The organism is Allokutzneria albata, from assembly GCF_900103775.1.
GTDB lineage: Bacteria > Actinomycetota > Actinomycetes > Mycobacteriales > Pseudonocardiaceae > Allokutzneria > Allokutzneria albata.
Window position 1 is genome coordinate 7513242 of record NZ_LT629701.1, and the last position, 24083, is coordinate 7537324.

General features: G+C 69.5%; 25 protein-coding genes, 2 tRNA genes and 1 pseudogene. 17 read left to right on the forward strand and 11 right to left on the reverse strand.

The annotated features are described in order from the left end of the window. Positions 1–15 precede the first annotated feature (15 nt). Positions 16–825 (forward strand): Fpg/Nei family DNA glycosylase, encoded by an 810-nt coding sequence (locus BLT28_RS34300; protein ID WP_030426500.1) that lies wholly within the window; start codon positions 16–18, stop codon positions 823–825. Between the two features lie 79 nt (positions 826–904). Here BLT28_RS34300 and BLT28_RS34305 read toward each other — a convergent pair whose 3' ends face one another. Next, positions 905–1660 (reverse strand): hypothetical protein, encoded by a 756-nt coding sequence (locus tag BLT28_RS34305; RefSeq protein ID WP_030426499.1) that lies wholly within the window; start codon positions 1658–1660, stop codon positions 905–907. A 68-nt stretch (positions 1661–1728) separates the two neighbouring features. Next, positions 1729–2199: a sterol carrier protein domain-containing protein gene (locus tag BLT28_RS34310; protein WP_052406701.1), complete on the reverse strand. Its 471-nt coding sequence runs from the start codon at positions 2197–2199 to the stop codon at positions 1729–1731. Positions 2200–2396: 197 nt separating this feature from the next. Between BLT28_RS34310 and BLT28_RS42655 the strand changes: the two genes are divergently transcribed. Further along, complete coding sequence (locus BLT28_RS42655; protein ID WP_269459613.1) at positions 2397–2519, forward strand: hypothetical protein; 123 nt, start codon at positions 2397–2399, stop codon at positions 2517–2519. 50 nt (positions 2520–2569) lie between these two features. Here BLT28_RS42655 and BLT28_RS42950 read toward each other — a convergent pair. Further along, positions 2570–2686: pseudogene (locus BLT28_RS42950) on the reverse strand (GNAT family N-acetyltransferase); the annotation flags it as partial. 276 nt (positions 2687–2962) lie between these two features. Between BLT28_RS42950 and BLT28_RS40620 the strand changes: the two are divergent. Then, positions 2963–3226 carry a hypothetical protein gene (locus tag BLT28_RS40620; RefSeq protein WP_156050368.1) on the forward strand — a complete coding sequence of 88 codons (264 nt, stop codon included), beginning with the start codon at positions 2963–2965 and terminating at the stop codon, positions 3224–3226. Here the strand turns inward: BLT28_RS40620 and BLT28_RS34320 are convergent. Together BLT28_RS34320 and BLT28_RS34325 are read right to left on the reverse strand one after the other, a co-directional pair. Then, complete coding sequence (locus tag BLT28_RS34320; protein ID WP_030426497.1) at positions 3223–3681, reverse strand: MarR family winged helix-turn-helix transcriptional regulator; 459 nt, start codon at positions 3679–3681, stop codon at positions 3223–3225. The two genes, BLT28_RS40620 and BLT28_RS34320, sit on opposite strands and share 4 nt — an antisense overlap. A 132-nt stretch (positions 3682–3813) precedes the next feature. Then, positions 3814–3884: transfer RNA gene (locus BLT28_RS34325), tRNA-Gly, on the reverse strand. A 68-nt stretch (positions 3885–3952) separates the two neighbouring features. Between BLT28_RS34325 and BLT28_RS34330 the strand changes: the two genes are divergently transcribed. The 6 genes from BLT28_RS34330 to BLT28_RS34355 all read left to right on the forward strand — a co-directional run bounded on the left by BLT28_RS34330 (position 3953) and on the right by BLT28_RS34355 (position 9362). Continuing rightward, positions 3953–4026, forward strand: a tRNA-Pro gene (locus BLT28_RS34330). 275 nt (positions 4027–4301) lie between these two features. Next, positions 4302–5648 (forward strand): trigger factor, encoded by a 1347-nt coding sequence (gene tig, locus BLT28_RS34335; protein WP_030426496.1) that lies wholly within the window; start codon positions 4302–4304, stop codon positions 5646–5648. A gap of 237 nt (positions 5649–5885) precedes the next feature. After that, positions 5886–6461, forward strand: a complete 576-nt coding sequence (locus tag BLT28_RS34340; RefSeq protein ID WP_030426495.1) for an ATP-dependent Clp protease proteolytic subunit — start codon at positions 5886–5888, stop codon at positions 6459–6461. A gap of 33 nt (positions 6462–6494) precedes the next feature. Continuing rightward, positions 6495–7121 (forward strand): ATP-dependent Clp protease proteolytic subunit, encoded by a 627-nt coding sequence (locus BLT28_RS34345; protein ID WP_030426494.1) that lies wholly within the window; start codon positions 6495–6497, stop codon positions 7119–7121. A 255-nt stretch (positions 7122–7376) separates the two neighbouring features. Continuing rightward, on the forward strand, positions 7377–8654 hold the full coding sequence (gene clpX / locus BLT28_RS34350; RefSeq protein ID WP_030426493.1) for an ATP-dependent Clp protease ATP-binding subunit ClpX: 1278 nt from the start codon (positions 7377–7379) through the stop codon (positions 8652–8654). Positions 8655–8759: 105 nt separating this feature from the next. Continuing rightward, the gene (locus tag BLT28_RS34355; RefSeq protein ID WP_052406700.1) at positions 8760–9362 is read left to right on the forward strand and encodes an RBBP9/YdeN family alpha/beta hydrolase; all 603 of its coding nucleotides are present in this window, start codon (positions 8760–8762) and stop codon (positions 9360–9362) included. A gap of 30 nt (positions 9363–9392) precedes the next feature. Here BLT28_RS34355 and BLT28_RS34360 read toward each other — a convergent pair whose 3' ends face one another. The 5 genes from BLT28_RS34360 to BLT28_RS34380 all read right to left on the reverse strand — a co-directional run bounded on the left by BLT28_RS34360 (position 9393) and on the right by BLT28_RS34380 (position 15845). Then, positions 9393–10307, reverse strand: a complete 915-nt coding sequence (locus BLT28_RS34360; protein WP_030426491.1) for an alpha/beta hydrolase — start codon at positions 10305–10307, stop codon at positions 9393–9395. A 129-nt stretch (positions 10308–10436) separates the two neighbouring features. Next, positions 10437–11621, reverse strand: coding sequence for a CaiB/BaiF CoA transferase family protein (locus BLT28_RS34365; protein ID WP_030426490.1), 1185 nt, complete (start codon positions 11619–11621; stop codon positions 10437–10439). Beyond that, entirely contained in the window at positions 11618–12442 is an 825-nt protein-coding gene (gene fdhD, locus BLT28_RS34370) for a formate dehydrogenase accessory sulfurtransferase FdhD (RefSeq protein WP_030426489.1), read from the reverse strand. The genes BLT28_RS34365 and fdhD overlap by 4 nt, the downstream gene beginning before the upstream one ends. Positions 12443–12778: 336 nt before the next feature. Then, entirely contained in the window at positions 12779–15070 is a 2292-nt protein-coding gene (locus BLT28_RS34375) for an FdhF/YdeP family oxidoreductase (RefSeq protein WP_030426488.1), read from the reverse strand. A 4-nt stretch (positions 15071–15074) separates the two neighbouring features. Then, positions 15075–15845, reverse strand: a complete 771-nt coding sequence (locus tag BLT28_RS34380; RefSeq protein WP_043810052.1) for a TetR/AcrR family transcriptional regulator — start codon at positions 15843–15845, stop codon at positions 15075–15077. A gap of 66 nt (positions 15846–15911) precedes the next feature. Here BLT28_RS34380 and BLT28_RS34385 point away from each other — a divergent pair, with 66 nt between their 5' ends. After that, entirely contained in the window at positions 15912–16520 is a 609-nt protein-coding gene (locus BLT28_RS34385; protein ID WP_030426486.1) for a GNAT family N-acetyltransferase, read from the forward strand. Here BLT28_RS34385 and BLT28_RS34390 read toward each other — a convergent pair. Continuing rightward, a complete protein-coding gene (locus tag BLT28_RS34390; protein ID WP_156050364.1) occupies positions 16517–17329 on the reverse strand; it encodes a hypothetical protein in 813 nt (270 codons plus the stop codon). The two genes, BLT28_RS34385 and BLT28_RS34390, sit on opposite strands and share 4 nt — an antisense overlap. A gap of 108 nt (positions 17330–17437) precedes the next feature. Between BLT28_RS34390 and BLT28_RS34395 the strand changes: the two genes are divergently transcribed. The 7 genes from BLT28_RS34395 (at position 17438) to BLT28_RS41125 (ending at position 24048) form a co-directional block, all read left to right on the forward strand. Then, positions 17438–20071: a valine--tRNA ligase gene (locus tag BLT28_RS34395; RefSeq protein ID WP_030426484.1), complete on the forward strand. Its 2634-nt coding sequence runs from the start codon at positions 17438–17440 to the stop codon at positions 20069–20071. 113 nt (positions 20072–20184) lie between these two features. Beyond that, on the forward strand, positions 20185–21564 hold the full coding sequence (folC, locus tag BLT28_RS34400) for a bifunctional tetrahydrofolate synthase/dihydrofolate synthase (RefSeq protein ID WP_030426483.1): 1380 nt from the start codon (positions 20185–20187) through the stop codon (positions 21562–21564). Continuing rightward, a complete protein-coding gene (locus BLT28_RS40630; RefSeq protein WP_156050360.1) occupies positions 21561–21734 on the forward strand; it encodes a hypothetical protein in 174 nt (57 codons plus the stop codon). Before folC ends, BLT28_RS40630 begins: the two co-directional genes overlap by 4 nt. Beyond that, entirely contained in the window at positions 21731–22120 is a 390-nt protein-coding gene (locus BLT28_RS34405) for a DUF4233 domain-containing protein (protein ID WP_030426482.1), read from the forward strand. Before BLT28_RS40630 ends, BLT28_RS34405 begins: the two co-directional genes overlap by 4 nt. A gap of 34 nt (positions 22121–22154) precedes the next feature. Beyond that, positions 22155–22859, forward strand: coding sequence for a M50 family metallopeptidase (locus BLT28_RS34410; protein ID WP_030426481.1), 705 nt, complete (start codon positions 22155–22157; stop codon positions 22857–22859). Positions 22860–23000: 141 nt separating this feature from the next. Then, a complete protein-coding gene (locus tag BLT28_RS34415) occupies positions 23001–23666 on the forward strand; it encodes a DUF433 domain-containing protein (protein ID WP_231950521.1) in 666 nt (221 codons plus the stop codon). Continuing rightward, a complete protein-coding gene (locus BLT28_RS41125) occupies positions 23623–24048 on the forward strand; it encodes a PIN-like domain-containing protein (RefSeq protein WP_052406699.1) in 426 nt (141 codons plus the stop codon). The genes BLT28_RS34415 and BLT28_RS41125 overlap by 44 nt, the downstream gene beginning before the upstream one ends. Positions 24049–24083: the final 35 nt, after the last annotated feature.

Sequence of the window (24083 nt, forward strand, 5' to 3'; positions counted from 1 at the left end):
ACCGAATGAGCGCAGATGCCTGAAGGTCACACGCTGCACCGGCTCGCCCGGCTGCACAACCAGCGCTACGCGGGCCACGAGGTGGCCGTCGACAGTCCGCAGGGCCGCTTCGCCATCGGTGCCTCGCTCGTCAACGGACGCGTCTTCGAAAGCGCGGAAGCGATCGGCAAGCACCTGCTGCACCACTTCGGCCCGGACCGCACGGTGCACGTCCACCTCGGCCTGTACGGGAAGTTCACCGAGCACCCGCGGCCGGTGACGCCGCCCCAGGGACTCGTGCGGATGCGCGTCATCGGGCCGACGCACTGGACCGATCTCCGCGGCCCCACTGCCTGCGACGTGCTCACAGAGGAAGAGGTCGACGCGCTTCGCGACCGCCTCGGCCCCGATCCGCTGCGCGCGGACGCCGATCCCGGCAAGGCGTGGCGGCGGATCGAGAACTCCCGCACGTCGATCGCCGCGTTGCTGATGGACCAGCGGATCGTCGCGGGCGCGGGCAACATCTTCCGCGCCGAAGTCCTCTACCGGCTCGGCATCCCGCCCCTGACGCCCGGCCGCGACCTGGACGAGGCCACGTGGAAGGCGATCTGGGAGGACCTGAAGGAGCTGATGGAGTACGGCCTGCGGGTCGGCCGCATCGACACGGTCCGGCCCGAGCACGAGCCGGAGGCGATGGGGCGGCCGCCGCGCGAGGACCGGCACGGCGGCGAGGTCTACGTCTACCGCAGGGACTCCCAGCCCTGCCTGGTCTGCGGCACGCCGGTGGCGACCGCCAAGCTGGTCTCCCGCAACCTCTACTGGTGCCCCACCTGCCAGGCGGGCTAGGGCGCTCTGGCGGGTCCGCCGTCGGGCCGGCAACGACCTCGATCCGGGCTCTCGTCGAACGAGACCCGCCAGACAGGCCTCAGAAGTCGAAGTCGCTGCCGCCGAAGTCGAAGCCGCCCATGTCGCCGCCGAAGTCGGTGCCGATGTCGCCGATGGTGTCGATGTCACTGGCCCCGGCCAGGTCACCGACACCGCCCATGTCGCCGAAGTCGCTGACGGCAGCCGCCGCGGCGACCCCGGCCATCCCGGAGAACATCGCGCCGAACAGCAGCGCGCTCCCGACGCCCCAGGCGCCGGCGACCAGGGCGGGCTTCCACCACGGCTCGCTGTACCAACCCTGCGGCACCGGGCGCCCGGCAACCATGCCGCCGGGGTAGTAGTGCGGGGTGCGGCTGCCGGGGCGCGGCGAGGCGACGTACCCGTGGCCCTGCACCTCGACGTCGCGCTCCTCGGTCACCGAGCCCGCGTGCCGCTGCCCGTTGAGGTCCGGCAGCTCGGGGCCGGGGTCCATGTCCATCGCGGTGCGCGCGGCGCGGACGTAGTACAGGCCCTCCATCGCGGTCTGGGTGGCGAGGCGGCACTGCGCGGCGGTGTTCGCCTGCTCCATCTGCGAGCCCGCCGCGGTGTAGCGCTCGGACGCGTCGGCAAGCGCCTGCTTGGCGGCCTCGTTCGTGCCGACCAGGTTCACCACCTGGCCGCCCAGGCGCTCCACCCAGCGGCGGGCCTCCGCCTTGGCGTCGTCCAGCTCCCGGCGCTGCGCGGCCGCGCGCTGCCGGGACATCACCACCATCCCGCCGATCAGCGCGATGACCAGCACCACCAGAAGGAACTCCATCACGAGCCTTTCGATCGCGGGACTCGACTCGACCGGTCAACGGCCGAACCCACCGTCAAGGTTCCCGCTCAGAACAACTCCGCGCAGTGCGGCCGGCGCTCGGTGGAGTAAGTCAGCGCGAGCGCGGCCAGCGCGCCCGGCCGCAGCTCGCTGATCCGCCCGGCTCCGGCCAGAGCCGCCGGAGCGGTGCCGCCGAGGAACACCGCGCCCAGGTCCGCGACGCCCATCGCGAGGTCCGCGTCGTCGTCGGTGCGGCGCACCTGTGCCACGCCCTCGCCGTCCACGGTGAACCGCCACCGCCCCGCGTTCCAGGGACAGAAGGTGTCGGACAGCTCCAAGACAAGGTCCGCGGGCGCGCTGTAGCGGCGCTGCGCCAACGCGCGGTCCACGTCGACGAGGCGAAGCCACAGCGCGTCCCCGATCCTGCGCTCCGCCATGTTGTAGTACGTGACCTCGCCGGTCAGGTCGATGTCGAGCAGGTAGCGCCAGATCGCCGCGTGCGCCACCGGGTCCACTGAGACGATCTCGTGCGCGTTCACCCGGTGACGCGGTCCGCGAGACGTCACGTTCGCGTGCACTTCGATATGCGGCGTAGGCACCGGAATGCACGGCGAACCGCAACGGCGTCCCGCCCTGGCGGCTGTCGGCATCGTCGAGGTACCACCGTTCCCAGTCGGCATCGGCACGGTCGATCCAGCCTGCGCGCGACGAACTGACTCGCTGGTAGATCTGTTTCATGGCAAGGAAAGCGGCCTCGCGCGGCAGCTCGCGAGCACGCTCCGCCCAACAGTCCACAGTGGACGAGAAGGTCGTCGCCCTCGGCACCGAGGTGAACAACCGCATCGACGCGGAGCCATAACCGAAACGCCCGTAAATGCTCGCCTCGGAACACCACAACACGGCGATCGGCTCCGCCGCCCCGGCGCGCAGCCCTTCCAGCTGAGCGCGCATCAGGCTCGTCAGGACACCGCGGCGGCGGTTTCCCGGCGCGGTCGAGACCGCGACCACTCCGGCCACCGCGCGCATACCGGCCCCGGCATTGCCATCCTTTTCGAAACGATTCCGGCGCAGCTGCTTCCTCGGACAGCGTCTGCAGGAACGCGGAGGTCCTGACGTGCTGGAAGACCTCGAAACCGGAGTCGCTGAGCACCCGGACACGCGGTACCGCTGTGGTCATGGTCACTGTGTTACTCAGGCCCGGCCGCGCGGCCACCCGTTATTGCCCTTTGGTGCGATCACGCCCTGTGTGACGGTGGTCAACATTGCGCAATCGACGACGCGGTGCCCCTTAAATTGACTGGCATGAATCTGCCGGAGTCATCAACGTTGATGTCCGAAGCGGGCAGGCAGTCCCTCCTCGATCTGGCCGACCGGGCCGATCGGATCGCCGACGAACTGGCTCGCGCCGTGCGCGACTGGGACATCCCCGCCGAGGCGGGTGAACTCCTCGTCGACGACGGCTGGCGCCTCGCCCTCGCCGCGCAGCGGACCAGGGCGCTGGCCGCCGACGCGGTCACCATCGAGCAGCACATCGCCGTCATGGAAACCCAGTTCGGCCAGGACTAGCCCGACCGCAGCCGCTCCCGCATCGCCGCCGTGATCTCGGTGAGCTGGCCGAGCTGCTCCGGTGAGAGCGCGTCGATCAGGTACGACCGCACGGTGCGCACGTGCCCCGGCGCGATCCGCCGCAGCAGCTCCACGCCCTCGTCGGTGAGCACGGCCAGTACCCCGCGCTCGTCGAGCGGGTGCGCCTCCCTGCGCACGAGCCCCGCCTTCTCCAGCTTGCCGACCTGGTAGGTCAGGCCGCTCTTGGAGACGATCACCGCGGCGGCCAGCTCCGTCATCCGCATCCGCCGCTGCGGGCGGGCGGACAGCGTCGAGAGGATGTCGTACTGCGCGTGCGAGATCCCGGCCTCGTCCTGCAACTGCCGTTCCAGCTGGCGCTCCAGCAGGTTCGTGGCCTCCAGGTAACCGAGCCAGGCACGCATCTCCGGCGGGGACAACCAGCGCGGCTCGCTCATGCCATCGACTGTAAACGAGCCGAAAAGCGAAAGACCGTCCGGAAAGGACGGTCTCCGGCCGACCACCCGGTCCCTCCCGACATGACAAAGGAGGCTGGTCGGTTGCACGGCAACCGACCAGCCTCCTGGGTGAGCGGGTGACGGGAATCGAACCCGCGTGGCCAGCTTGGAAGGCTGGGGCTCTACCATTGAGCTACACCCGCACGACGCCGTGGATCAAGGCGACGCTGGGAAGCGTACAGGCTCCGGCTAGGCTCGTGCGAGGCAGTACCGGGGTGTGGCGCAGTTTGGTAGCGCACCCGCTTTGGGAGCGGGGGGTCGCAGGTTCAAATCCTGTCACCCCGACGATGGGCGACCCGTGTCCGCGGAATGCGCGGACCGGGTCGTCTTCGTATCACCGCGGGGCCGAGCCCCCCCGAGACCCCCCACGGTGCGTTTGGTTCAGATCCAGCCGGGTTTCGTTGGGCGGTGGTTGGTGTGGTCGCCTTCGCGGGCAGGGCTTCGTGGGTGCCACCGAAAGGTCCCTGTGGGGGCTCGCCTAGACTCGCCCGGTGATACCCGGGGCCGGATCCGGTTTGCCGGGGTTTGCGCACGCTTGTTGTCCGCACGAGGAGAAATACGTGAAGAGCACCGTCGAGCAGCTGAGCCCGACGCGCGTCCGGATCAACGTCGAGGTGCCGTTCGACGAGCTGAAGGCGAACTTCGACCGGGCGTACCGGAAGCTCGCCAAGCAGGTCCGCATCCCGGGCTTCCGCCCCGGCAAGGCCCCCGCGCGCGTCCTGGAGAACCGCCTTGGTCGGGGCGTCGTCCTCGACGAGGTGGTCAACGAGGCGATCCCGGCCAAGTACCTGGAGGCGGTGAACAGCGGCGAGGTGCGCACCCTCGGCCGCCCGGACATCGAGCTGACCAAGCTGGAGGACGGCGACCTGCTCGCCTTCACCGCCGAGGTCGACGTCCGCCCGGAGATCACCGTCCCCGCCTTCGGTGAGCTCGCCGTCACCGTCGACGACGTGGAGCTGGCCGACGAGGAGGTCGACACCCAGCTCGACGAGCTGCGCGCCCGCTTCGGCAGCCTGGTCGGCGTCGAGCGCCCGGCCCAGCAGGGCGACTTCGTCGTTCTCGACCTCTCGGCCACCGTCGACGGCGAGGACGTCGAGGACGCCAAGACCTCCGGCCTGTCCTACGAGATCGGCTCCGGCCAGCTCATCGAGGGCATCGACGACGCCCTGGTCGGCGCGACCCAGGGCGAGGCGCGGACCTTCACCACCAAGCTGGTGGCCGGCGAGCACGTCGGCAAGGACGCCGAGGTCACCGCCGTCGTCCAGGCGATCAAGGAGCGCCAGCTCCCCGACGCCGACGACGAGTTCGCCCAGATGGCCAGCGAGTTCGACACCCTCGAGGAGCTCAAGGCCGACCTGCGCACCCGGCTCGGCCGGGTCAAGAACATGCAGCAGGGCATGCAGGCCAGGGACAAGGTCCTGGAGGCGCTGCTGGCCGTCGTCGACGTGCCGCTGCCGGAGACCGCGGTCGAGGCCGAGGTCGACGTCCGCAAGTACGACGCGCTCTACAACTTCGGCCAGGACGAGGCCAAGCTCGAGCAGTGGCTGGCCGGTCAGGACAAGACCCGCGAGCAGTTCGACGCCGAGCTGCGCGAGGCCGCGGAGCAGACGGTGAAGACCCAGCTGGTGCTGGACGCCGTCGCCGACGCCGAGCAGGTCGAGGTCAGCGACAACGAGCTCACCGAGCGCATCGTCTACCAGGCGCAGCGCTTCGGCATCAGCCCGGACGAGTACGTCCAGCGGGCCCAGCAGTCCGGCCAGCTCGGCGCGATCTACGCCGACGTCCGCCGCGGCAAGGCCCTCGCCGGGATCGTCCGCAAGGCCACGGTGACCGACGCCTCGGGTGCCGCGGTCGACATGGACGAGCTGTTCGGCGCCGAAGAGCCCGTGGCCGCGGCCGCCGAGTGACGAACGAACCCTCCAGGGGTGTCCGGGCTCACCCCCGCGGCACGCTCTGAGCGAACGCGGGCGGTGTCGGGACTACGGCGCCGCCCGCTTTCGTTAGGGTCGATTGCAACAAGATCTTCCCAGCCGGCGGATCCCGCCGTGGCGCCCCGGTGGCGACACGAGATCATCCAAGGCCACCGACCATCGTGGAAAAGGCAGGCAGACGTGACGCAGCACGAGACCGTCCCGACGCCCCTGATGCGGGCGAACAGCAGCGGGCTGAACCTCAACGACTCGGTGTACGAGCGCCTGCTCCGTGAGCGCATCATCGTCCTGGGCTCGCAGGTCGACGACACCATCGCCAACCAGATCTGCGCGCAGATGCTGCTGCTGGCCGCCGAGAACCCGGACGAGGACATCAAGCTCTACATCAACTCGCCCGGCGGCTCCGTCACCGCCGGCATGGCCATCTACGACACGATGGAGTTCATCGAGCCGGACGTGGCCACCTACGGCATGGGGCTGGCCGCCTCCATGGGCCAGTTCCTGCTCTCCGCGGGCACCAGGGGCAAGCGCTACGCCCTCCCGCACGCGCGGATCATGATGCACCAGCCCTCCGCCGGTGTCGGCGGCACCGCGGCCGACATCGAGATCCAGGCCCAGATGCTGGTCCGGCACAAGCGGGAGATGGCCGAGCTCATCGCCGCCCAGACCGGCCAGCCGGTGGAGAAGATCGTGGCCGACTCCGACCGCGACCGCTGGTTCACCGCCGAGGAAGCCAAGGACTACGGCTTCATCGACTCCGTGATCACCCGCGCCGCCCAGGCCCGCTGAGCCGCCCGCACCGGATAGGAGAGTAGGAACATGATGAGCGAGTCACGCTCCCCGCAGTCCAGGTACATCCTCCCGTCCTTCGTCGAGCGGACGAACTACGGGGTCAAGGAGTCCAACCCCTACAACAAGCTGTTCGAGGAGCGGATCATCTTCGTCGGCAGCCAGCTCGACGACGTCTCCGCCAACGACGTCATGGCGCAGCTGCTGTACCTCGAGTCCGCCGACCCGGACCGCGACATCGAGATGTACATCAACTCGCCCGGTGGCTCGTTCACCTCGCTGATGGCCGTCTACGACACCATGCAGTACGTCCGCCCGGACATCCGCACGGTCTGCCTCGGCCAGGCCGCCTCCGCCGCCGCGGTTCTGCTGGCCGCGGGCACCCCCGGCAAGCGGGCCGCGCTGCCCAACGTCCGGGTGCTCATCCACCAGCCGGCCACCGAGGGCGTCTACGGGCAGGTCTCCGACCTGGAGATCCAGGCCAACGAGATCCAGCGGGTCCGGCACCTGCTGGAGTCCACGCTGGCCAGGCACACGAACAAGACGCCGGAGCAGATCCGCGTCGACATCGACCGTGACAAGATCCTCACGGCCGAGGAGGCCAAGGAGTACGGCATCATCGACGAGGTCATGCCGTACCGGAAGCTCTCCGCGAGCTAGGGAACGCGCACGCGCGGCTAATGTGTAGTAGACAAGTGGTCCTGCCTCGACACGCCGGGCGGCGCGGTTTCCGTTGCACGCCCGGCGTGTTCGAGAGAGGCTTGTGACTCACTTACCGAGGACACGTTCGGAGCACGACAGTTCGGCAGACGTGTCCTACCACTCTCGCTTTTCCGGGTGGGACGGGTACCGTCGAGGACGTATGACGGCCAGGCGCGCGTGCTGGTGCGCCGGAGGGGACAGAGGTCAACGGCCATGGCACGTATCGGTGACGGCGGCGACCTGCTGAAATGCTCTTTCTGCGGGAAGAGCCAAAAGCAGGTGAAGAAGCTCATCGCCGGCCCCGGCGTGTACATCTGCGACGAGTGCATCGACCTCTGCAACGAGATCATCGAAGAGGAGCTGGCCGAGGCCGGCGACGTCAAGCTCGACGAGCTGCCGAAGCCCGCGGAGATCCACGACTTCCTCGACCAGTACGTGATCGGGCAGGGCGACGCCAAGCGCACGCTGTCGGTGGCGGTCTACAACCACTACAAGCGCATCCAGGCGGGCGACCGGATCAAGGACGGCCAGAACGACATCGAGCTGGGCAAGTCCAACATCCTGCTGCTCGGCCCGACCGGCTGCGGCAAGACCTACCTCGCCCAGACCCTGGCGAAGCTGCTCAACGTCCCGTTCGCCATCGCCGACGCCACGGCGCTGACCGAGGCCGGCTACGTCGGCGAGGACGTGGAGAACATCCTGCTCAAGCTGATCCAGGCGGCCGACTACGACGTCAAGCGCGCCGAGACCGGCATCATCTACATCGACGAGGTCGACAAGATCGCTCGCAAGAGCGAGAACCCCTCGATCACCCGGGACGTCTCCGGTGAGGGCGTGCAGCAGGCGCTGCTGAAGATCCTGGAGGGCACCACCGCGAGCGTGCCCCCGCAGGGCGGCCGCAAGCACCCGCACCAGGAGTTCATCCAGATCGACACGACGAACGTGCTGTTCATCGTGGCCGGGGCCTTCGCGGGCCTGGAGCGGATCGTGCAGGACCGGGTCGGCAAGCGCGGCCTGGGCTTCGGCGCGGAGATCCGGTCCAAGGCCGAGGTCGAGGCCAGCGACATCTTCGGCGACGTGATGCCGGAGGACCTGATCAAGTTCGGCCTGATCCCCGAGTTCATCGGCCGGCTGCCGATCGTGGCCACCGTGGCGAACCTGGACAAGCCGTCGCTGGTGCAGATCCTCACCGAGCCGCGCAACGCGCTGTCCAAGCAGTACCAGCGGTTGTTCGAGATGGACGGCGTCGAGCTGGAGTTCACCAAGTCGGCCCTGGAGGCCGTCGCCGACCAGGCGATCCTGCGCGGCACCGGTGCCCGCGGCCTGCGCGCGATCATGGAGGAGGTGCTGCAGCCGGTGATGTACGACATCCCCAGCCGCACCGACGTCGCCAAGGTCGTGATCACCGAGCAGACGGTCCGGGAGAACGTGAACCCGACCATCGTCGCCCGCCAGCCCACGCGCCGCGAGCGCCGCGAGAAGTCCGCCTGATCGGGCTATCTTGCCCACCCGCTCCGGGTGGGCAGGCACTTCCCTGATGCGTCCCCGCTCCCTCCGGCGGTAGTAGTTGGACTACCTCTGGAAGGGAGCGGACGCATGCGTCGGGGCTATGTGCTCTTGCTGCACGGCTGGACTGGATCGGGCACCGACCACTGGCAGAGCTGGCTCGCCTCCGAGCTGCCCCGGTACGGCGTCACCGTCGACCACCCGCGGTTCCCCGATCCCGCCCACCCCGACCTGGACGCCTGGCTGCCGGTGCTGCGGCACCGCCTCGGCACGGTCCCGTCGGACGCGGACCTGGTGGTCCTCACGCATTCCCTCGGCGGCGTTCTCTGGCTGCACCACGCGGCGAACCTGAGCGGCAGGACCCGGCGGGCGCACCGCGTCCTCCTGGTCGCCCCGCCGTCGGTGAACTCGATCCACCCGGGCTGGAACGGCTTCCGCTCGGTGGCCCGGGACTCTCGCGGTGTGCGCCTCGCGGCGAGCATCACGCGCATGGTCGCCGGTCAGGGAGACCCCTACAGCTCACAGGCGGAGTCGCGCGCCCTGGCCACCGAACTGGGCGTGGACCTCGACGTGATCCCCGGCGGCGAGCACCTCAACGCCGACTCGGGCTTCCACCGCTGGCCCGCCGCCCTGGAATGGGCCCTCGGCACGCGCCCCACTCTGCTCGACCACGCCCCGCTGCACACGACCTGACCGGGTGAACCCCCGCGGCGGAGAAGCGGGTCAGGGGAGGTGGCGGCCGACGAAGCGGACCACGTCGGGCAGGACCCGGTTGTAGAAGGTGTGGTTGTGGCCACCGGGGCCGGTCGCGGCGACGGCGGGCTTGGCGCGCTGGATGAACTGGCGGACACCGCCGATGAAGCTGTCCTCGGTGCCGCACCACATGCCGACCTTGGCCACGCCGTGCTTGTCGATGTTGCGCAGCGGGTCCATCGAGGCCCACTCGGCCTGGTCGCGGAACGCCTTGCGCTTGCTCATCTCCGACCACGAGGTGATCAGCGCGGGGGAGATCGCGGCGATCGCGCGCACCGGGTCGCGGCGCTCCTGCCTGCGGCGGGCGTACAGGAACGCGCCGAAGCCGCCCATGGAGATGCCGGAGACGGCGAAGGGCTTGCCGTCCGGGCCGCCGAGACCGCGCTCGGCCAGCCAGGTGGGGACCTCCTCCAGCAGCATGGCCATCGGGTTGTCGTTCTGCTGCTGGTGCCAGTAGGTGTTGGCGCCGCCGTCCACCGCGACGAAGGCGAACGGGCGGACGTGGCCCTTGTTGACCGCGGAGGCCAGCGCACCGGCCAGATCGCCGCCGGGCGCGGAGCGGGCGTTGCCGAAGCGACCGTGCAGCAGCAGGCAGACGGGCAGGTCCCGGCTGGTGTTGCTGGGCAGGAAGGTGGCGATCTCCACGCTCTGCCTGCGGTAGGCGGAGCGGACCCGCTCGACCCGCATCACACCGCGCGAGGGGGCCGAGGCGAGCGCGGGTGTGCTGCTCGGCGCGGGAACGGGCTTGAGCCCCTTCTCCGTGTGGCGCAACGCCCCGCTGCCCGCGGTCACCCCGAGCGTGACCGTGGCGGCCGCCCCCGCGGCCGCGCCCATCAGCACTGTGCGTCGGACGACGCGGCGCTGACTGTTGCCCCCCTGGGCCACGCTGAACCTCCCCCTGCGAGTGCGGGACCGAATCGTCCCCGCACTCACTTGACGCAACTCAGGCCATTCTCGTTACCGATCACACGGAATTTATCCTGAGTGATCCGCCTCACACCCAAAAGAGGGTTGTCAGACGGCTCTCTTGTCGCGGAGTTTACGGGCACTCCCTTCGTCGTAGCCCAGCCAGCTCAAGATCGCGTCGGTGTCTTGCCCCAACCGGGGGATGGCGCCCGGTGACCAGCTCCAATGCGTGGCGTCCACCGGCGGTCTCAGCATTCGGGGGCTTGCGCCGCCCGGCGCGGGTACTTCATGCCATCGGTCGCGTGCCGCGAGCTGCGGGTGCGCCGCCAGTCCCAGCACGTCCCGGGTGCGCGCGGCGGGCACGTCGGCGGCGTCGAGCGCGGACAGCAGGCCCTCCGCCGTCATCCCGGCGAAGATCGCGTGGAGTTCCGCGTGCAGCTCGTCGCGGTGCTCCACCCGCGACGCCACGGTGGTGAACCGAGGATCGATCGCCAGGTCCGGTCGGTCCAGCACGCGTCCGCACAGACGAGTCCACTGTGGCTCGTTCTGCACGGCGAGGTGCACGGTTTCGCCGTCGCCGCAGCGAAAAGGCCCGTACGGGGCGATGCTCGCGTGGTGCGCGCCCGAGCGCGGCGGGATGCGGCCGGTGCCGGTCGCGTAGAGCAGCGGCTGCTGCACCCACTCCGCCAGCGACTCCAGCAGCGACAGGCGCAACGCCGTCCCTTCTCCGGTGCGTTGGCGGTGGTAGAGCGCGGCCAGGACCGCCGCGTGCAGGTGCACCCCGCCGGAGATGTCGGCGACGGAGATCCCCGTGCGCGCGGTCACCTCGCCCTCACCGGTCAGCTCGATCAGCCCGGCCTCGGACTGGACGAGCGCGTCATAGGCCTTGCGCTCCGAGTACGGACCGCCGTCGCCGTAGCCGGACAGCTCGCCGACGATCAGGTCCGGGCGGGAAGCGCGCAGCGTCTCCGCGTCCACACCTGTGCGACGGGCCGCGGCGGGGGAGAGGTTGCACAGCACCACGTCGGCGCGCTCGATGAGCTTGGCCAGGACCTCGCGCCCCTCGGGCTGCTTGAAGTCGATGGTGATCGACTCCTTGCCCGCGTTGGTCCAGGCGAAGTACGAGGAGACCTCGCCGCAGGCGCTGTCGTAGTGGCGCGCGAAGTCCCCACCGTCGACGCGCTCCACCTTGATCACGCGGGCGCCCAGGTCGGCGAGCAGCCGGGAGGCGTAGGGCACGGCGACGGCCTGTTCCAGGCTCACCACGACGACGCCGTTCAGCGGGCCGCTCATCGGTCCACTCTGGACTGTCCGGAGTAGACGTTCATCGACGCGTCCCTGAGGAAGCCGACCAGCGTCATGCCCTGCTCCGCCGCGAGGTCGGCCGCGAGCGAGGACGGTGCGGAAACCGCTGCCAGCACGGGGATCCCGGCCATCGTGGCCTTCTGCACCAGTTCGAACGAGGCGCGTCCCGACACCATCAGCACGCAGCCGCTCAGCGGAACCCGGCGGGACATCAGTGCCCAGCCGATGACCTTGTCCACCGCGTTGTGCCTGCCGACGTCCTCCCGTGCGACGAGCAGTTCCCCCGCGGAGGTGAACAGCCCGGCCGCGTGCAGCCCGCCGGTGCTGTCGAAGACGCGCTGAGCCGCGCGGAGCTTGCCGGGCAAGGAGATCAGCGTGTCGACGCTGACCTTCGCGTCGTCCTTCGTGAGGTCGTGGTGGCTGCGCACGCGAACCGTCTCCAGCGCGGCCTTGCCGCACACCCCGCAGGACGACGTGGTGTGGAAGTTCCGCTCGACGCCGACCTGGGCCGGCGGGACGTGGTCGGCCAGGGCGAGGTCGAGGACGTTGTAGGTGTTCCTGCCGTCCTCGTCGGTGCCGTCGCAGTAGCGGGCGGTCCGCACGTCCTCCACCCCGGCGATGACGCCTTCGGTGAGCAGGAAGCCGTGGGCGAGTTCGACGTCCTGGCCGGGCGTGCGCATGGTGACTGTGAGCGCGCGGCCGTTCACGCGCAGCTCCAACGGTTCCTCCGCGGCGAGCGCGTCCTGGCGGCGCATCTCGCGGCCGTCGGAGATCCGCAGCACCTGGCGGCGGACCGTCACTCTGCCCATGCGCGCCTCCTTCCGAGGCTCGGAGGTGACAGACACCAATCGCGAGTTTATGTTGCGTTCTCGACTGCTAGGTCGGAGGTGCCGGGTGGAGCCGGTGGTTGGTCCCGCCCGTCGCGCTGTCGGTGCACCTCACGATCGGCCAGGCGTACGCGTGGAGCGTGTTCGCATCGCCGCGAGAGGGCGCTCGGGCATCGCCACCACGTTCCGGGTGCACGGCCTCGTCGACGCAGTGTTCATACTGCGTGACAGGCGAATCCCGCTGATGGTGCTGGCGTGGGTCTGGTGTGCCGTTCGCCTACGGCCGCTCCCAGGTGATCGCCCAGGTCACCCGGCTGTTCACCGGCTGACCAGCCGGATCACGATGGACTTCGACGTCGGGGTGTTCGAGATCTCCGCCGTGGAGTCCAGCGGCACCAACGCGTTCGCCTCCGGGAAATAGGCCGCCGCGCAGCCCCGCGCCGTGGGGTAGGCCACCACCCGGAAGCGCTCTGCCGTGCGGTCCTCATCGCCTGCCCACTCGCTGACCAGGTCGACCAGCGCTCCGTCGGCAATGCCCAGCTGCGTCAAGTCGTCCGGGTTGACGAACACCACGCGCCGAGCGTCCTTCACACCTCGGTAGCGGTCGTCCAGGCCGTAGATCGTGGTGTTGAACTGGTCGTGGCTGCGCAGGGTTTGCAGCAGCAGGCGGCCTTCCGGGATCCGCGGCGCCTGGAAGCTGTTCGCGGTGAAGTTCGCTTTGCCTGTCGCGGTGAGGAATTCACGGCTGTCGCGGGGCGGATGCGGCAGCACGAAGCCGTTCTTGTCGCGCACGCGCTCGTTGTAGTTGGCGAAGCCCGGCACCACGCGCTCGATGCGGTCGCGAATCCGGTCGTAGTCGGCCTCGAAGTCCTCCCACGGGACCGGGTGCTCCGCGCCGAGGACCTTGCGGGCCAGCCTGGCGACGATCGCGACCTCGGAGAGCAGGTGCTCGCTCGCCGGGGCGTTGCGGCCGCGGGAGCTGTGCACCACCGACATCGAGTCCTCGACGCTGACGAACTGCTCACCGCCCTGCTGCACATCGCGCTCGGTGCGCCCGAGTGCCGGCAGGATGAGGGAGATCTCGCCGGGCACGACGTGCGAGCGGTTGAGCTTCGTGGAGACGTTGACCGTCAACGCGCACGAGGACAGTGCCCGTTCGGTCAGCTTGGTGTCCGGCGTGGCGGAGACGAAGTTGCCGCCCATCGCGAAGAACACCGAAGCCCGGCCGTCGCGCATCGCGCGCAGCGAGTCCACGGTGTCGTAGCCGTGCTTGCGCGGCACGGAGATGGAGAACTCCTTCTCCAGCGCTGACATGAACTCCTCCGGCATCTTCTCCCAGATGCCCATCGTGCGGTCGCCCTGCACGTTGGAGTGGCCGCGCACCGGGCAGACCCCGGCGCCGGGCTTGCCGATCATTCCGCGCAGGAGCAACACGTTCACGATCTCGCGGATGGTCGGCACGGAGTGCTTGTGCTGGGTCAGCCCCATGGCCCAGCAGACGATCGTCCGCTTGGACTCGATCATCATCCGCGAGACCTCGGCGATCTGCTCGCGCGGCAGGCCGGTCGCGGCGTCCACGGCGGCCCAGTCGAGATCGCGGACCTGCTCGGCGTAGGCGTCGAAGCCGTGGGTGTGCGCGTCGATGAACGCGCGGTCCAGCACCGTGCCGGGCGCGGCCTCCTCGGCCGCCAGGACGAGATGGCCCAGCGCTTGGAAGAACGCGAGGTCACCGCCGAGCTTGATCTGGCAGAACTCGTCCGAGATCGGAGTGCCCCTGCCGATCAGGCCGCTGACGTTCTGCGGGTTCTTGAAGCGCAGCAAACCCGCTTCCGGCAAGGGGTTCACCGCGACGATCCGCGCACCGCGCTTCTTCGCGACCTCCAGCGAGGAGAGCATGCGCGGGTGGTTGGTGCCCGGGTTCTGACCGACCACGATGAGCAGGTCGGCCGACTCCACGTCCTCGAGCGAGACCGAGCCCTTGCCGATGCCGATGGTCTCCTTCAGCGCGGCGCCGGAGGACTCGTGGCACATGTTCGAGCAGTCGGGCAGGTTGTTCGTGCCGTAGCCGCGGCAGAACAACTGGTAGAGGAACGCCGCCTCGTTGCTGGTGCGACCGGAGGTGTAGAAGATCGCCTCGTCCGGACTGGCGAGGCCGTTGAGCTTGTCCGCGATGAGGGAGAACGCGTCCTCCCAGGAGATCGGCGAGTAGTGGGTGTCCCCGCGCCGCAGCACCATCGGCTCGGTCAGCCTGCCCTGCTGTCCCAGCCAGTAGTCGGTGCGGTCGGCCAGCTCGGCGATGCTGTGCCCGGCGAAGAACTCGCGGTCCGCCCGGCGCCGCGTGGCCTCCTCGGCGATCGCCTTCGCGCCGTTCTCGCAGAACTCCGCGAGCTTGCGGTGGCCCTGGGCCTCCGGCCACGCGCAGCCGGGGCAGTCGACGCCGTTGTGCTGGTTGAGCACCTTCAGCGAGCGCACCGTGCGCCCGACGCCCATCTGCTCAACGCCGCGCTTGAGCGAGACGGCGACGCCGGGGATGCCCGCCGCCCAGTCCTTGGGCCTGCCGACGACCAGCCGGGACTCGTCGACGTCGTACTCCGGGGGCTTGCGGCTCATGCATTCATATTGCGCCGCCCTCCGCCGTCCCACCATGGGAACGCCCGGCGACCAGCGCTTCCAGGCCGTCGAGAACGCGCTCCAGGCCGAACTCGAAGTCCATCTCGACCACGTCGAACGCACCCGAGTTCCGGATGCGGTTCAGCGTGGGGAACCGCTGAGGATCGGCCAGCTCCCGCCAGAACCGTTCGCGACTGGACCACCACTCGTCCTCGGACTGCCCGGTCCGGCGCTCGGCCAGCCTCGCGTCCACCGACGCCCTCGCGACTCCGCGCACATAGCCGTAAAGGGTGTTGAAGACGGCCACGATCTCCTTGTCCGACAAGCCGATCCCGGACAGCGCGGTCAGCGCGGACTCGTAGGCGGTGGTGCCGTTGGGGCCGAGGGCCGGGCGGTGCCAGGCGAGGTGCAGCACCCAGGGGTGGCGGTGGAACAGCTCCCACTCCTCGCGCGCGCAGACCTCCATCTTCGCCCGCCAGCCGCCCTCGACCTGCTCCAGCATCGGCGACTCGGCGTTGACGGTGTCCACCATGACGTCCAGCAGCTCAGCCTTGCCCGGCACGTAGCGGTAGATCGACATCGTGGTGAAGCCGAGCCGTTCGGCGACCGCGCGCATGGACAGGGCGGCCAGGCCGTCGGCGTCGGCGATCTCGATCGCTGCGCGGGCGATCTGGTTGAGCGTCAGCGCGGGTCTGGGACCTCGGCTCGGCCGCGCCCGGTCGCCCCAGAGCAGCTCCAGGGTGCGGTGCGGGTCGCCGCTGCTGTACTCGGTCATCGGGGCTCATCGTAGAACTGTGTATGCCCTACACTTAACTGTGTACGAGATACACGGAGGTGGGACGTGCAGGTTCGGGACGCGGTGCGGGCCGATGCCGCGGCGATGGGTGGGGTCCTGGTCAGGGCGTTCGACGCGGACCCGGTGATGAACTGGATGTTCGACGACGCCGAGCGGCGCAGGCGGATCTACCCGCGGATGATGACCGCGCTGATCAGGCACACCTACCTGTACAAGGGTGGCTGCCAGGTGGCCGGGCGCGACGGCGAGGTGCTCGGTGTCGCGCTCTGGGTTCCGCCCGGCCGGGTGAAGGTCCCGCTGTGGCGCCAGCTCCTCGCCGCGCCCACGATGATCACCCGCGCGGGGCCCGCGCGGTTCGTCCGGATCAGCCGCCGTGGTGCGCGGCTCGAATCGGTCATCAAGGCCGTTCATCCCCGGGAACCGCACTGGTACCTGTCCGTCCTCGGCACCGAGCCGAGCGCGCAGGGGACCGGCGTCGGCGGTGCTCTGCTGCGCTCCCGGCTGAGCGGGTGCGAGGTGCCCGCCTACCTCGAGTGCATCGACGCGCACGTGCCGATCTACGAGCGCTTCGGCTTCAAGGTCATCAGCGACATCCAGGTCCCCGACGGCGGCCCGATGCTCCACGGCATGCTGCGCGCGGCGGCGAACTCCTAGGAGCAGGATTCGTCACTGATGGGGTTGTTGGGATCCAGGTAGTAGGACTCGTCGTGCTTCGCGGCGGGGCCGGTCGTCGGGGAGACGCGGCCGCGGCCGAAGGTGGGCGCCAGCAGGCCCTCCTTGGCGGCGGCGCAGTCCATCATGTACGTGAAGCCGTTGGCGGCGCCTGGCCACAGCTTGCCGCCGGACTCCTCGTAGAGCAGGTACTCCACCTCCCGCCGCTCGGTCGCGATGCGGTCGGTCGGATCGGCCAGCCGCCGCGGGTCGTCGTGGTGGAAGGCGTAGGCCACGATGAAGTTCGTCTTCGCCAGCAGGGCGCCCCGGTCGCCGAGCCCGATCGTCATCGAGCCGGTGACCCTGGGCGGATCGGCGGCCAGGCGGACCTTCGGCGAGATCAGCGTGCGCGCCCAGCCCAGCTCCTCCGGCGTGCCCTTGATGTCCTTGTGCGACTCCGGGTCGAAGAGGTCGAGCACCGGCTGCATGGTCTTCCCGGTCAGCACGTCCGGATTGAGCCGGGCCGCGACGAGCATCGCGCGGACCTTCTCGGTGAACGCGGCCACCTCGCCGGGGCTGTACTTGCCGACCTGCGTGGGCGGCGGGGCGACGAATCCGGCCGCCCCCTCCGGCCAGTTCGCCATCTTCGTGCCGAGGAAGGCGTTCACCGGGGCGGGCGCCTCGGTCGCGGTGCCACCCTTGCCGAACAGCCGGTCGAAGGTCCCGTCCTGGTACATCAGCGCGCTGACGGCGACGATGCCGACAGCGGCCAGGACGGAGACGATCATGTTGGCGCGCCTGCGGTCTCTCATGTCGGTCCCCCTGCCGAGTGAGTAGCGGCGGAACGCTAGCAGCGCGCCCGGCCGACGCGGGAGATGTCGGATGAAACCGCTTCTCGGCGCTCCGTAAACTCTGCAGGTGTGACCGAGACCCTTCCGCCCCAGGCCAGCACCGAACTTCCCGCGCAGTGGGACCACGCGCGGGTAGAGGGCGAGCTGTACCAGCGGTGGGTGGACCGGGACTACTTCACGGCGCGGCCGGACAGCGACCGGCCGCCGTTCTCCATCGTCATCCCGCCGCCCAACGTCACCGGCAACCTGCACATCGGGCACGCGCTGGACCACTCGCTGATCGACGCGCTGACCCGCTGGCGCCGGATGCAGGGCTACGACGCGCTGTACCTGCCGGGCATGGACCACGCGAGCATCGCGGTGCACGCGAAGGTGGAGAAGCAGCTGCTGGCCGAGGGCACCTCGCGGCGGGAGCTGGGCCGCGAGGCCTTCATCGAGCGCACCTGGCAGTGGAAGGCCGAGTACGGCGGTCAGATCCTGAACCAGATGCGCCGCCTCGGCGAGAGCGTGGACTGGTCGCGCGAGGCGTTCACCATGGACGAGGCCCGCTCCCGGGCCGTGCAGACGATCTTCAAGCGGCTCTACGACGACGGCCTGATCTACCGCGCCGAGCGGCTGGTGAACTGGTCGCCGGAGGCGCGCTCGGTGCTCTCCGACGCCGAGGTCGACCACATCGAGGTCGAGGGCGAGCTGGTCTCCATGCGCTACGGCGACGGGGACGCCTCGATCGTCGTGGCCACCACGCGGGTGGAGACCATGCTCGGGGACACCGCCGTCGCGGTGCACCCGGACGACGAGCGCTACAAGCACCTCGTCGGCACCCTGATCGACCACCCGATCACCGGCAGGAAGATCCCGGTCGTCGCCGACGACTACGTGGACCCCGAGTTCGGCTCCGGCGCCGTGAAGATCACCCCGGCGCACGACCCGAACGACTTCGAGCTGGGCAAGCGGCACAACCTGCCGATGCCGACGATCATGGACGAGCAGGGCCGGATCGCCGACTCCGGCACCCGCTTCGACGGCATGGACCGGTTCGAGGCGCGGGTGGCCATCCGCGAGGCGCTGCGCGAAGAGGGCCGCATCGTTGCGGAGAAGCGGCCGTACCTGCACAGCGTCGGGCACAGCGAGCGCGGCAAGGAGCCGATCGAGCCGCGCCTGTCCATGCAGTGGTTCGTCAACGTCGGCCCGTTGGCCAAGGCCGCCGGGGACGCCGTGCGCGACGGCAAGGTCACCATCCACCCGCCGGAGATGACCAAGCGCTACCTCGGCTGGACCGACAACTTGCACGACTGGTGCATCTCGCGGCAGCTGTGGTGGGGCCACCGCATCCCGGTGTGGCACGGGCCCAACGGCGAGATGGTCTGCGTCGGCCCCGATGAGCAGCCCCCGACCGGCGAGGGCTGGCGCCAGGACGAGGACGTCCTCGACACCTGGTTCTCCTCCGGGCTCTGGCCGTTCTCCACCCTGGGCTGGCCGGACAAGACCGAGGACCTGGCGAAGTACTACCCGACCAGCGTCCTGGTCACCGGCTACGACATCATCTTCTTCTGGGTCGTCCGGATGATGATGTTCGGCCTGTACGCGATGGACGGCGTCCCGCCGTTCCGCACCGTCGCCCTGCACGGCATCGTCCGTGACGCGCTCGGGCGCAAGATGTCCAAGTCCCTCGGCAACGGCGTCGACCCGATCGAGTGGATGGACCGCTACGGCACGGACGCGGTGCGCTTCACCCTGCTCCGCGGCGCCAACCCGGGCACCGACATCCCGATCAGCGAGGAATGGGTCGCGGGCTCGCGCAACTTCTGCACGAAGCTGTGGAACGCCACCCGGTTCGCGTTGATCAACGGCGCCAAGGTCGTCACCGACCCGCCGACGGTGGCCGAGCTGACCGACGCCGACCGGTGGATCCTGGGCCGCCTCGACGAGCTCACCGCCGAGATGAACGCCTTCATGGAGGACTTCCAGTTCGCCAAGTCCACCGAGGCGCTCTACCACTTCGTCTGGGACGAGTTCTGCGACTGGTACGTGGAGCTGGCCAAGGTCCAGCTGGCCGACCCGGACCAGGTGGAGCAGACCCGCGCGGTGCTCGGCCACGTGCTCGACACCGTGCTGCGGCTGCTGCACCCGGTCGCGCCGTTCATCTCCGAGCAGCTGTGGACCACGCTCACCGGCAACGAGTCGCTGGTGATCGCGCCCTGGCCCAAGGCGACGGGCAAGCAGGCCGACGCCGGGTCCGCCGAACGGGTGGCCTCGGTGCAGAAGCTGGTCACCGAGATCCGCCGGTTCCGCTCCGACCAGGGCCTCAAGCCCGGGCAGAAGGTGGCGGCCCGCCTGACGGGCATCGAGGCGGCCGGGCTGAGCGGCCTGGAGAAGGCGCTGCGCTCGCTGGTCCGGCTGACCGAGCCCGCGGAGTCCTTCACCGCCTCCGCCTCCTTCGAGCTGGGCCTGCCCTCGGGCACGGTCACCGTCGAGCTGGACCTCTCCGGCGCGATCGACGTCGCGGCCGAGCGCAAGCGCCTCGCCAAGGACCTCGCCGTGGCCGAGAAGGAGTACGCGGGCACCGACGCCAAGCTCAACAACCCCAAGTTCACCGACAAGGCCCCGGCCGAGGTGGTCGAGAAGATCCGCGCCCGCCGCGAGGCGGCCCAGGCCGACATCGACCGCATCACCGCCCGCCTGGCCGGCCTCCCCGAGGCGTAGCCGCTCGCGGGCGGTGGGTGGTGCCCGGGGGTGAGGGGCAAAAGCGCCGGTCGTAGACTTGGCGGACGTGAACCGGACCCCCGTGCACCGAACCCCGTCGGGGGAGTGACGAAGTGCCTCGAACCGATCCCGCCGCCCTGGCCGCCTTCGCCGCGGTCGAGGCCGAGCTGAACCAGCGCTGGCCGGAGACGAAGCTCGAACCGTCCCTGGACCGCATCCGAGCGCTGGTGGATCTGCTCGGTGAGCCGCAGCGCTCCTACCCGGTGCTGCACCTCACCGGCACCAACGGCAAGACATCGACCTCGCGGATGCTCGACGCGCTGCTCACCGGCCTCGGGCTGCGCACGGGCCGCTACACCAGCCCGCACCTGCAGCTGGCCACCGAGCGGATCAGCGTGGACGGAGCGCCGATCACCGTCGAGCGCTACGTCGAGGTCTACCGGGACATCGAGCCGTACCTCGGGATGGTCGACAAGGCCTCCCAGGACGCCGGGCAGCCGCCGCTGAGCAAGTTCGAGGTGCTGACCGCGATGGCCTTCGCCGCCTTCGCCGACGCCCCGGTCGACGCGGCCGTGGTCGAGGTGGGCCTCGGCGGCTCGTGGGACGCGACGAACGTGGCCGACGGGCAGGTGTCTCTCATCACACCGATCGGCATCGACCACGTCGACTTCCTGGGCGACGACGTGCTCAAGATCGCCGAGGAGAAGGCCGGGATCATCAAGCCGGGCTCGGTCGCGGTGCTCGCCGAACAGGCCGCCGAGGTGGCCGCGGTCCTGCTGAAGCGCTGCGTCGAGGTGGACGCCACGGTGGCTAGGCAGGGCATGGAGTTCGGCGTGCTGGAGCGCGAGGTCGCCGTGGGCGGCCAGCTGCTCAAACTGCAAGGTCTCAGCGGTGTCTACGACGAGATCTTCCTGCCGCTGCACGGTGAACATCAGGCGAAGAACGCCTCGCTCGCGCTGGCCGCCGCGGAGGCGTTCTTCGGCGCAGGGCCGGACCGGCAGCTGGACGTGGAAGCCATTCGGGTGGCTTTCGGAGGGGTCGCCACGCCTGGGCGGCTGGAGCGGATGAGGGCTGCACCTGCGGTTCTGGTCGACGCGGCGCACAATCCACATGGTGCCCGCGCCCTCGCGGCCACCATCTCTAGTGAGTTCGCGTTCCGTCGACTGATCGCTGTAGTCGGGGTGATGCGCGACAAGGATGCTTACGGCATCCTGTCAGAGCTGGAACCGGTGGTCTCCGAAGTGGTGCTCACCCAGAACTCGTCCCCGCGCGCGATGGACGCCGACGAACTCGCCGGCATCGCCCGCTCGGTGTTTGGCGAGGACCGCATCGTCGTCGAGCCCAGGCTCGAGGACGCGATCGAGGTCGGCGTGCAGCTGGCCGAGGAGACCGACTCCCCGGACGAAGTCGTGTCCGGCGGCGGTGTGCTGATCACCGGTTCCGTGATCACAGCTGGGGATACCCGCGCACTTTTTGGCAAGGAGCCGTCATGAAGTCCTGTTCCCGTCCCAAGTCGCCGGCAAACACGGCCAACCGGGACGCCGAGTTCGATGATCGTCCCTGGCGCGTCGTCCGCGGGTTCTCCGTGGTCAAGGTCGCCCAGGAGCGGGGTATGCGTTCCCTCGTCGCGGGTGGTCCCGCCAACCGGCGGCGCTCGCGATGACCGAGGCGCCGACGACGTCCGGCCCCCAGGTGCGGCGGAAGGACCCCTGGAAGGGGCTCCGCGGCATCCAGGCGGGAACGCTGGTGATGGAGGCGATCGTGGTGGCGCTGTCGCTGCTGGTCATCGCCAAGTTCGACGGCATCACCAGCCTGGGCGGCATTCTGGTCGGCGCGCTCGCGGTGGCGATGGTCGTGGCCAGCGGGGTTCAGGGCAAGCCGTGGGGCGTCGGCCTCGCGGTCGCCCTGCAGGTCCTGATGATCGCCGCCGGATTCATCGTTTTCGCCCTTGGCGCGGTCGGAGTGGTGTTCGCCCTGGTCTGGGGCGCGCTGCTGTGGCTGCGCAAGGATCTTCGACGTCGAGAGGCCGCGCAGGCCGCGGCCTCCTGACGCTCGCCACCCGCGCTTCTGCTAACAGTGTGGGGTGGACTTCTGGTCGGAACTCATCGGGACCCAGACCGCGCCGCCGCCGCCGGTCGTCCTGGTGACGGGTGTGCTCGCCCTGGTCGTTGTGCTCTCGCACACGCCGTGGCGGGTGGCCCGCAACATCATCACCATCGTGCACGAGGCCGGGCACGCGCTGGTCGCGCTTCTGGCCGGCCGTCGGCTGAGCGGGATCCGGTTGCACTCGGACACCTCGGGGGTGACCGTCTCCCGCGGCAGGCCGACCGGCCCCGGCATGGTGTTCACCTCGCTGGCCGGCTACATCGCCCCGTCGCTGGTCGGGCTGGGGTTCGCGGCCCTGCTCGGCACCGACCGGATCACCCTGCTGCTGTGGGTGTGCACCGCGGTGCTGCTGGCCATGCTGATCATGGTGCGCAACGTCTACGGCGCGCTGTTGCTGCTGGTCACCGGTGCTGTGCTGGTGTCGGTGTCGCTGCTGACCACCAGCGGGGTCCAGGCCGCCTTCGCCTACCTGATCACCTGGTTCCTGCTGGTCGGCGGTGTGCGTCCGGTGAGCGAGCTGCAGCGCAAGCGCAGCAGGGGCCGGGCGCGCGACTCCGACGCCGACCAGCTCGCCCGGCTCACCAGCACGCCCGCGATCACCTGGGTGCTGGTCTTCTTCGTCGTCACCCTCGGCTCGCTCGGCCTGGGCACCACGTGGATGCTCACCGGCATCGTCTTCTGACCCGGTGAGCCGGAAACCTGCCGTTGAGTTCCTGTGGTGATCAAGGACGGCGGCCACACCCGGTCCAGTGACGAGTTTCGCTAGTGTCAAGCCGATCTCGGCGCCTAACGTGCACGAGGTCGACAGCGAGGGAGGTGCGTGGTGACCGACATCCGGTTCTCGGCTGGGCTGATGGGCATGAGCGATGCGGCCCGCCACCTGGGTATCCCGCGAAGGACCTTCCAGCGCTGGGCCCGCGGTTATGAGCGGGGCGGTCCACTGCTGCACCTCGTGCCCACGGAACGCAAGTACGACGCCAGCGTCACGTTCATCTCGCTGGTCGAGGCATGGGTGCTGGCGGGACTGCGCAAAGCGGGGGTGGTTCCCCAGCGGATTCGTCCCGCGCTCCAACGGCTGCAACAGGAATTCGGCCGCGAATACGTGCTGACGTCACGGGAACTCGCCACCGACGGCATCGCCGTCCTCTGGGACTTCTCCCGGACCAACGAGGGCGAGGGCCTGATCGAGGGCAGAACCGATCAGCTCATCATTCGCGAGATCGTGGCCGACTACATGCACTACGTCGGTTGGGCCGATGACGGGCATCCGAGCAAGCTGGAACTGAGGACGTACCAGCCGTCCAAGGTCACTGTCGACCCGTATCGCGGGTTCGGTCAGCCAATGTTCGCGGGCAACGGCGTGCACGTCGCCAATGTCGCCGCGATGCTGAAGGCGGGCGAAGAACCCGACATCGTCGCCGAAGAGCATGGAATAAGCATCGAAGATGTCCGAGCCGCCGCACGCGTCCTCCTGGGCCGCGCCGCCTGAGTTTTATCTCGACGAGAACGCGGGCATTCGCAGCGTTCGGAAACTGCTTCTCGATCTGGGCTATGTCGTACACACGCCGGCCGAGCTGTTCGGCGCCAGGAAAAATGCCTGCGGGGCGCCGGACGAAGTTTGGCCGGCCAGGCTCGCGGGAAGCGGGTGGGCGGTGCTCAACAGGGATGTCGCCATCACCCGCAGACCCAGCGAGTTCGCCGCTTACCGACGGGCGAAAGTGCACATGTTCTACCTCCCGGGGGAAGCCCGGCGGGACGAGTTGTGCGAACTCGTCGAGATCAACCTGGCCGACATCTGCGTGCTCACGGTGACGAAGAGCCCCCGGTTGTGGCGGTTGACGCGGACTGGGATCAAGCCGCTGGACAGGTGAGGGCCCTGTCCGCAGCGCGCGGACAGGGCCCTTCG

Coding starts and splice junctions, on each gene's coding strand:
- BLT28_RS34300 (WP_030426500.1), top strand. CDS start 16: ATGCCTGAAGGTCACACGCTGCACCGGCTCGCCCGGCTGCACAACCAG.
- BLT28_RS34305 (WP_030426499.1), bottom strand. CDS start 1,660: ATGGAGTTCCTTCTGGTGGTGCTGGTCATCGCGCTGATCGGCGGGATG.
- BLT28_RS42655 (WP_269459613.1), top strand. CDS start 2,397: ATGGCAAGGAAAGCGGCCTCGCGCGGCAGCTCGCGAGCACGCTCCGCC.
- BLT28_RS40620 (WP_156050368.1), top strand. CDS start 2,963: ATGAATCTGCCGGAGTCATCAACGTTGATGTCCGAAGCGGGCAGGCAG.
- BLT28_RS34320 (WP_030426497.1), bottom strand. CDS start 3,681: ATGAGCGAGCCGCGCTGGTTGTCCCCGCCGGAGATGCGTGCCTGGCTC.
- BLT28_RS34340 (WP_030426495.1), top strand. CDS start 5,886: ATGCGGGCGAACAGCAGCGGGCTGAACCTCAACGACTCGGTGTACGAG.
- BLT28_RS34345 (WP_030426494.1), top strand. CDS start 6,495: ATGAGCGAGTCACGCTCCCCGCAGTCCAGGTACATCCTCCCGTCCTTC.
- clpX (WP_030426493.1), top strand. CDS start 7,377: ATGGCACGTATCGGTGACGGCGGCGACCTGCTGAAATGCTCTTTCTGC.
- BLT28_RS34355 (WP_052406700.1), top strand. CDS start 8,760: ATGCGTCGGGGCTATGTGCTCTTGCTGCACGGCTGGACTGGATCGGGC.
- BLT28_RS34365 (WP_030426490.1), bottom strand. CDS start 11,621: ATGAGCGGCCCGCTGAACGGCGTCGTCGTGGTGAGCCTGGAACAGGCC.
- fdhD (WP_030426489.1), bottom strand. CDS start 12,442: ATGGGCAGAGTGACGGTCCGCCGCCAGGTGCTGCGGATCTCCGACGGC.
- BLT28_RS34375 (WP_030426488.1), bottom strand. CDS start 15,070: ATGAGCCGCAAGCCCCCGGAGTACGACGTCGACGAGTCCCGGCTGGTC.
- BLT28_RS34380 (WP_043810052.1), bottom strand. CDS start 15,845: ATGACCGAGTACAGCAGCGGCGACCCGCACCGCACCCTGGAGCTGCTC.
- BLT28_RS34390 (WP_156050364.1), bottom strand. CDS start 17,329: ATGAGAGACCGCAGGCGCGCCAACATGATCGTCTCCGTCCTGGCCGCT.
- BLT28_RS40630 (WP_156050360.1), top strand. CDS start 21,561: ATGAAGTCCTGTTCCCGTCCCAAGTCGCCGGCAAACACGGCCAACCGG.
- BLT28_RS34405 (WP_030426482.1), top strand. CDS start 21,731: ATGACCGAGGCGCCGACGACGTCCGGCCCCCAGGTGCGGCGGAAGGAC.
- BLT28_RS41125 (WP_052406699.1), top strand. CDS start 23,623: ATGTCCGAGCCGCCGCACGCGTCCTCCTGGGCCGCGCCGCCTGAGTTT.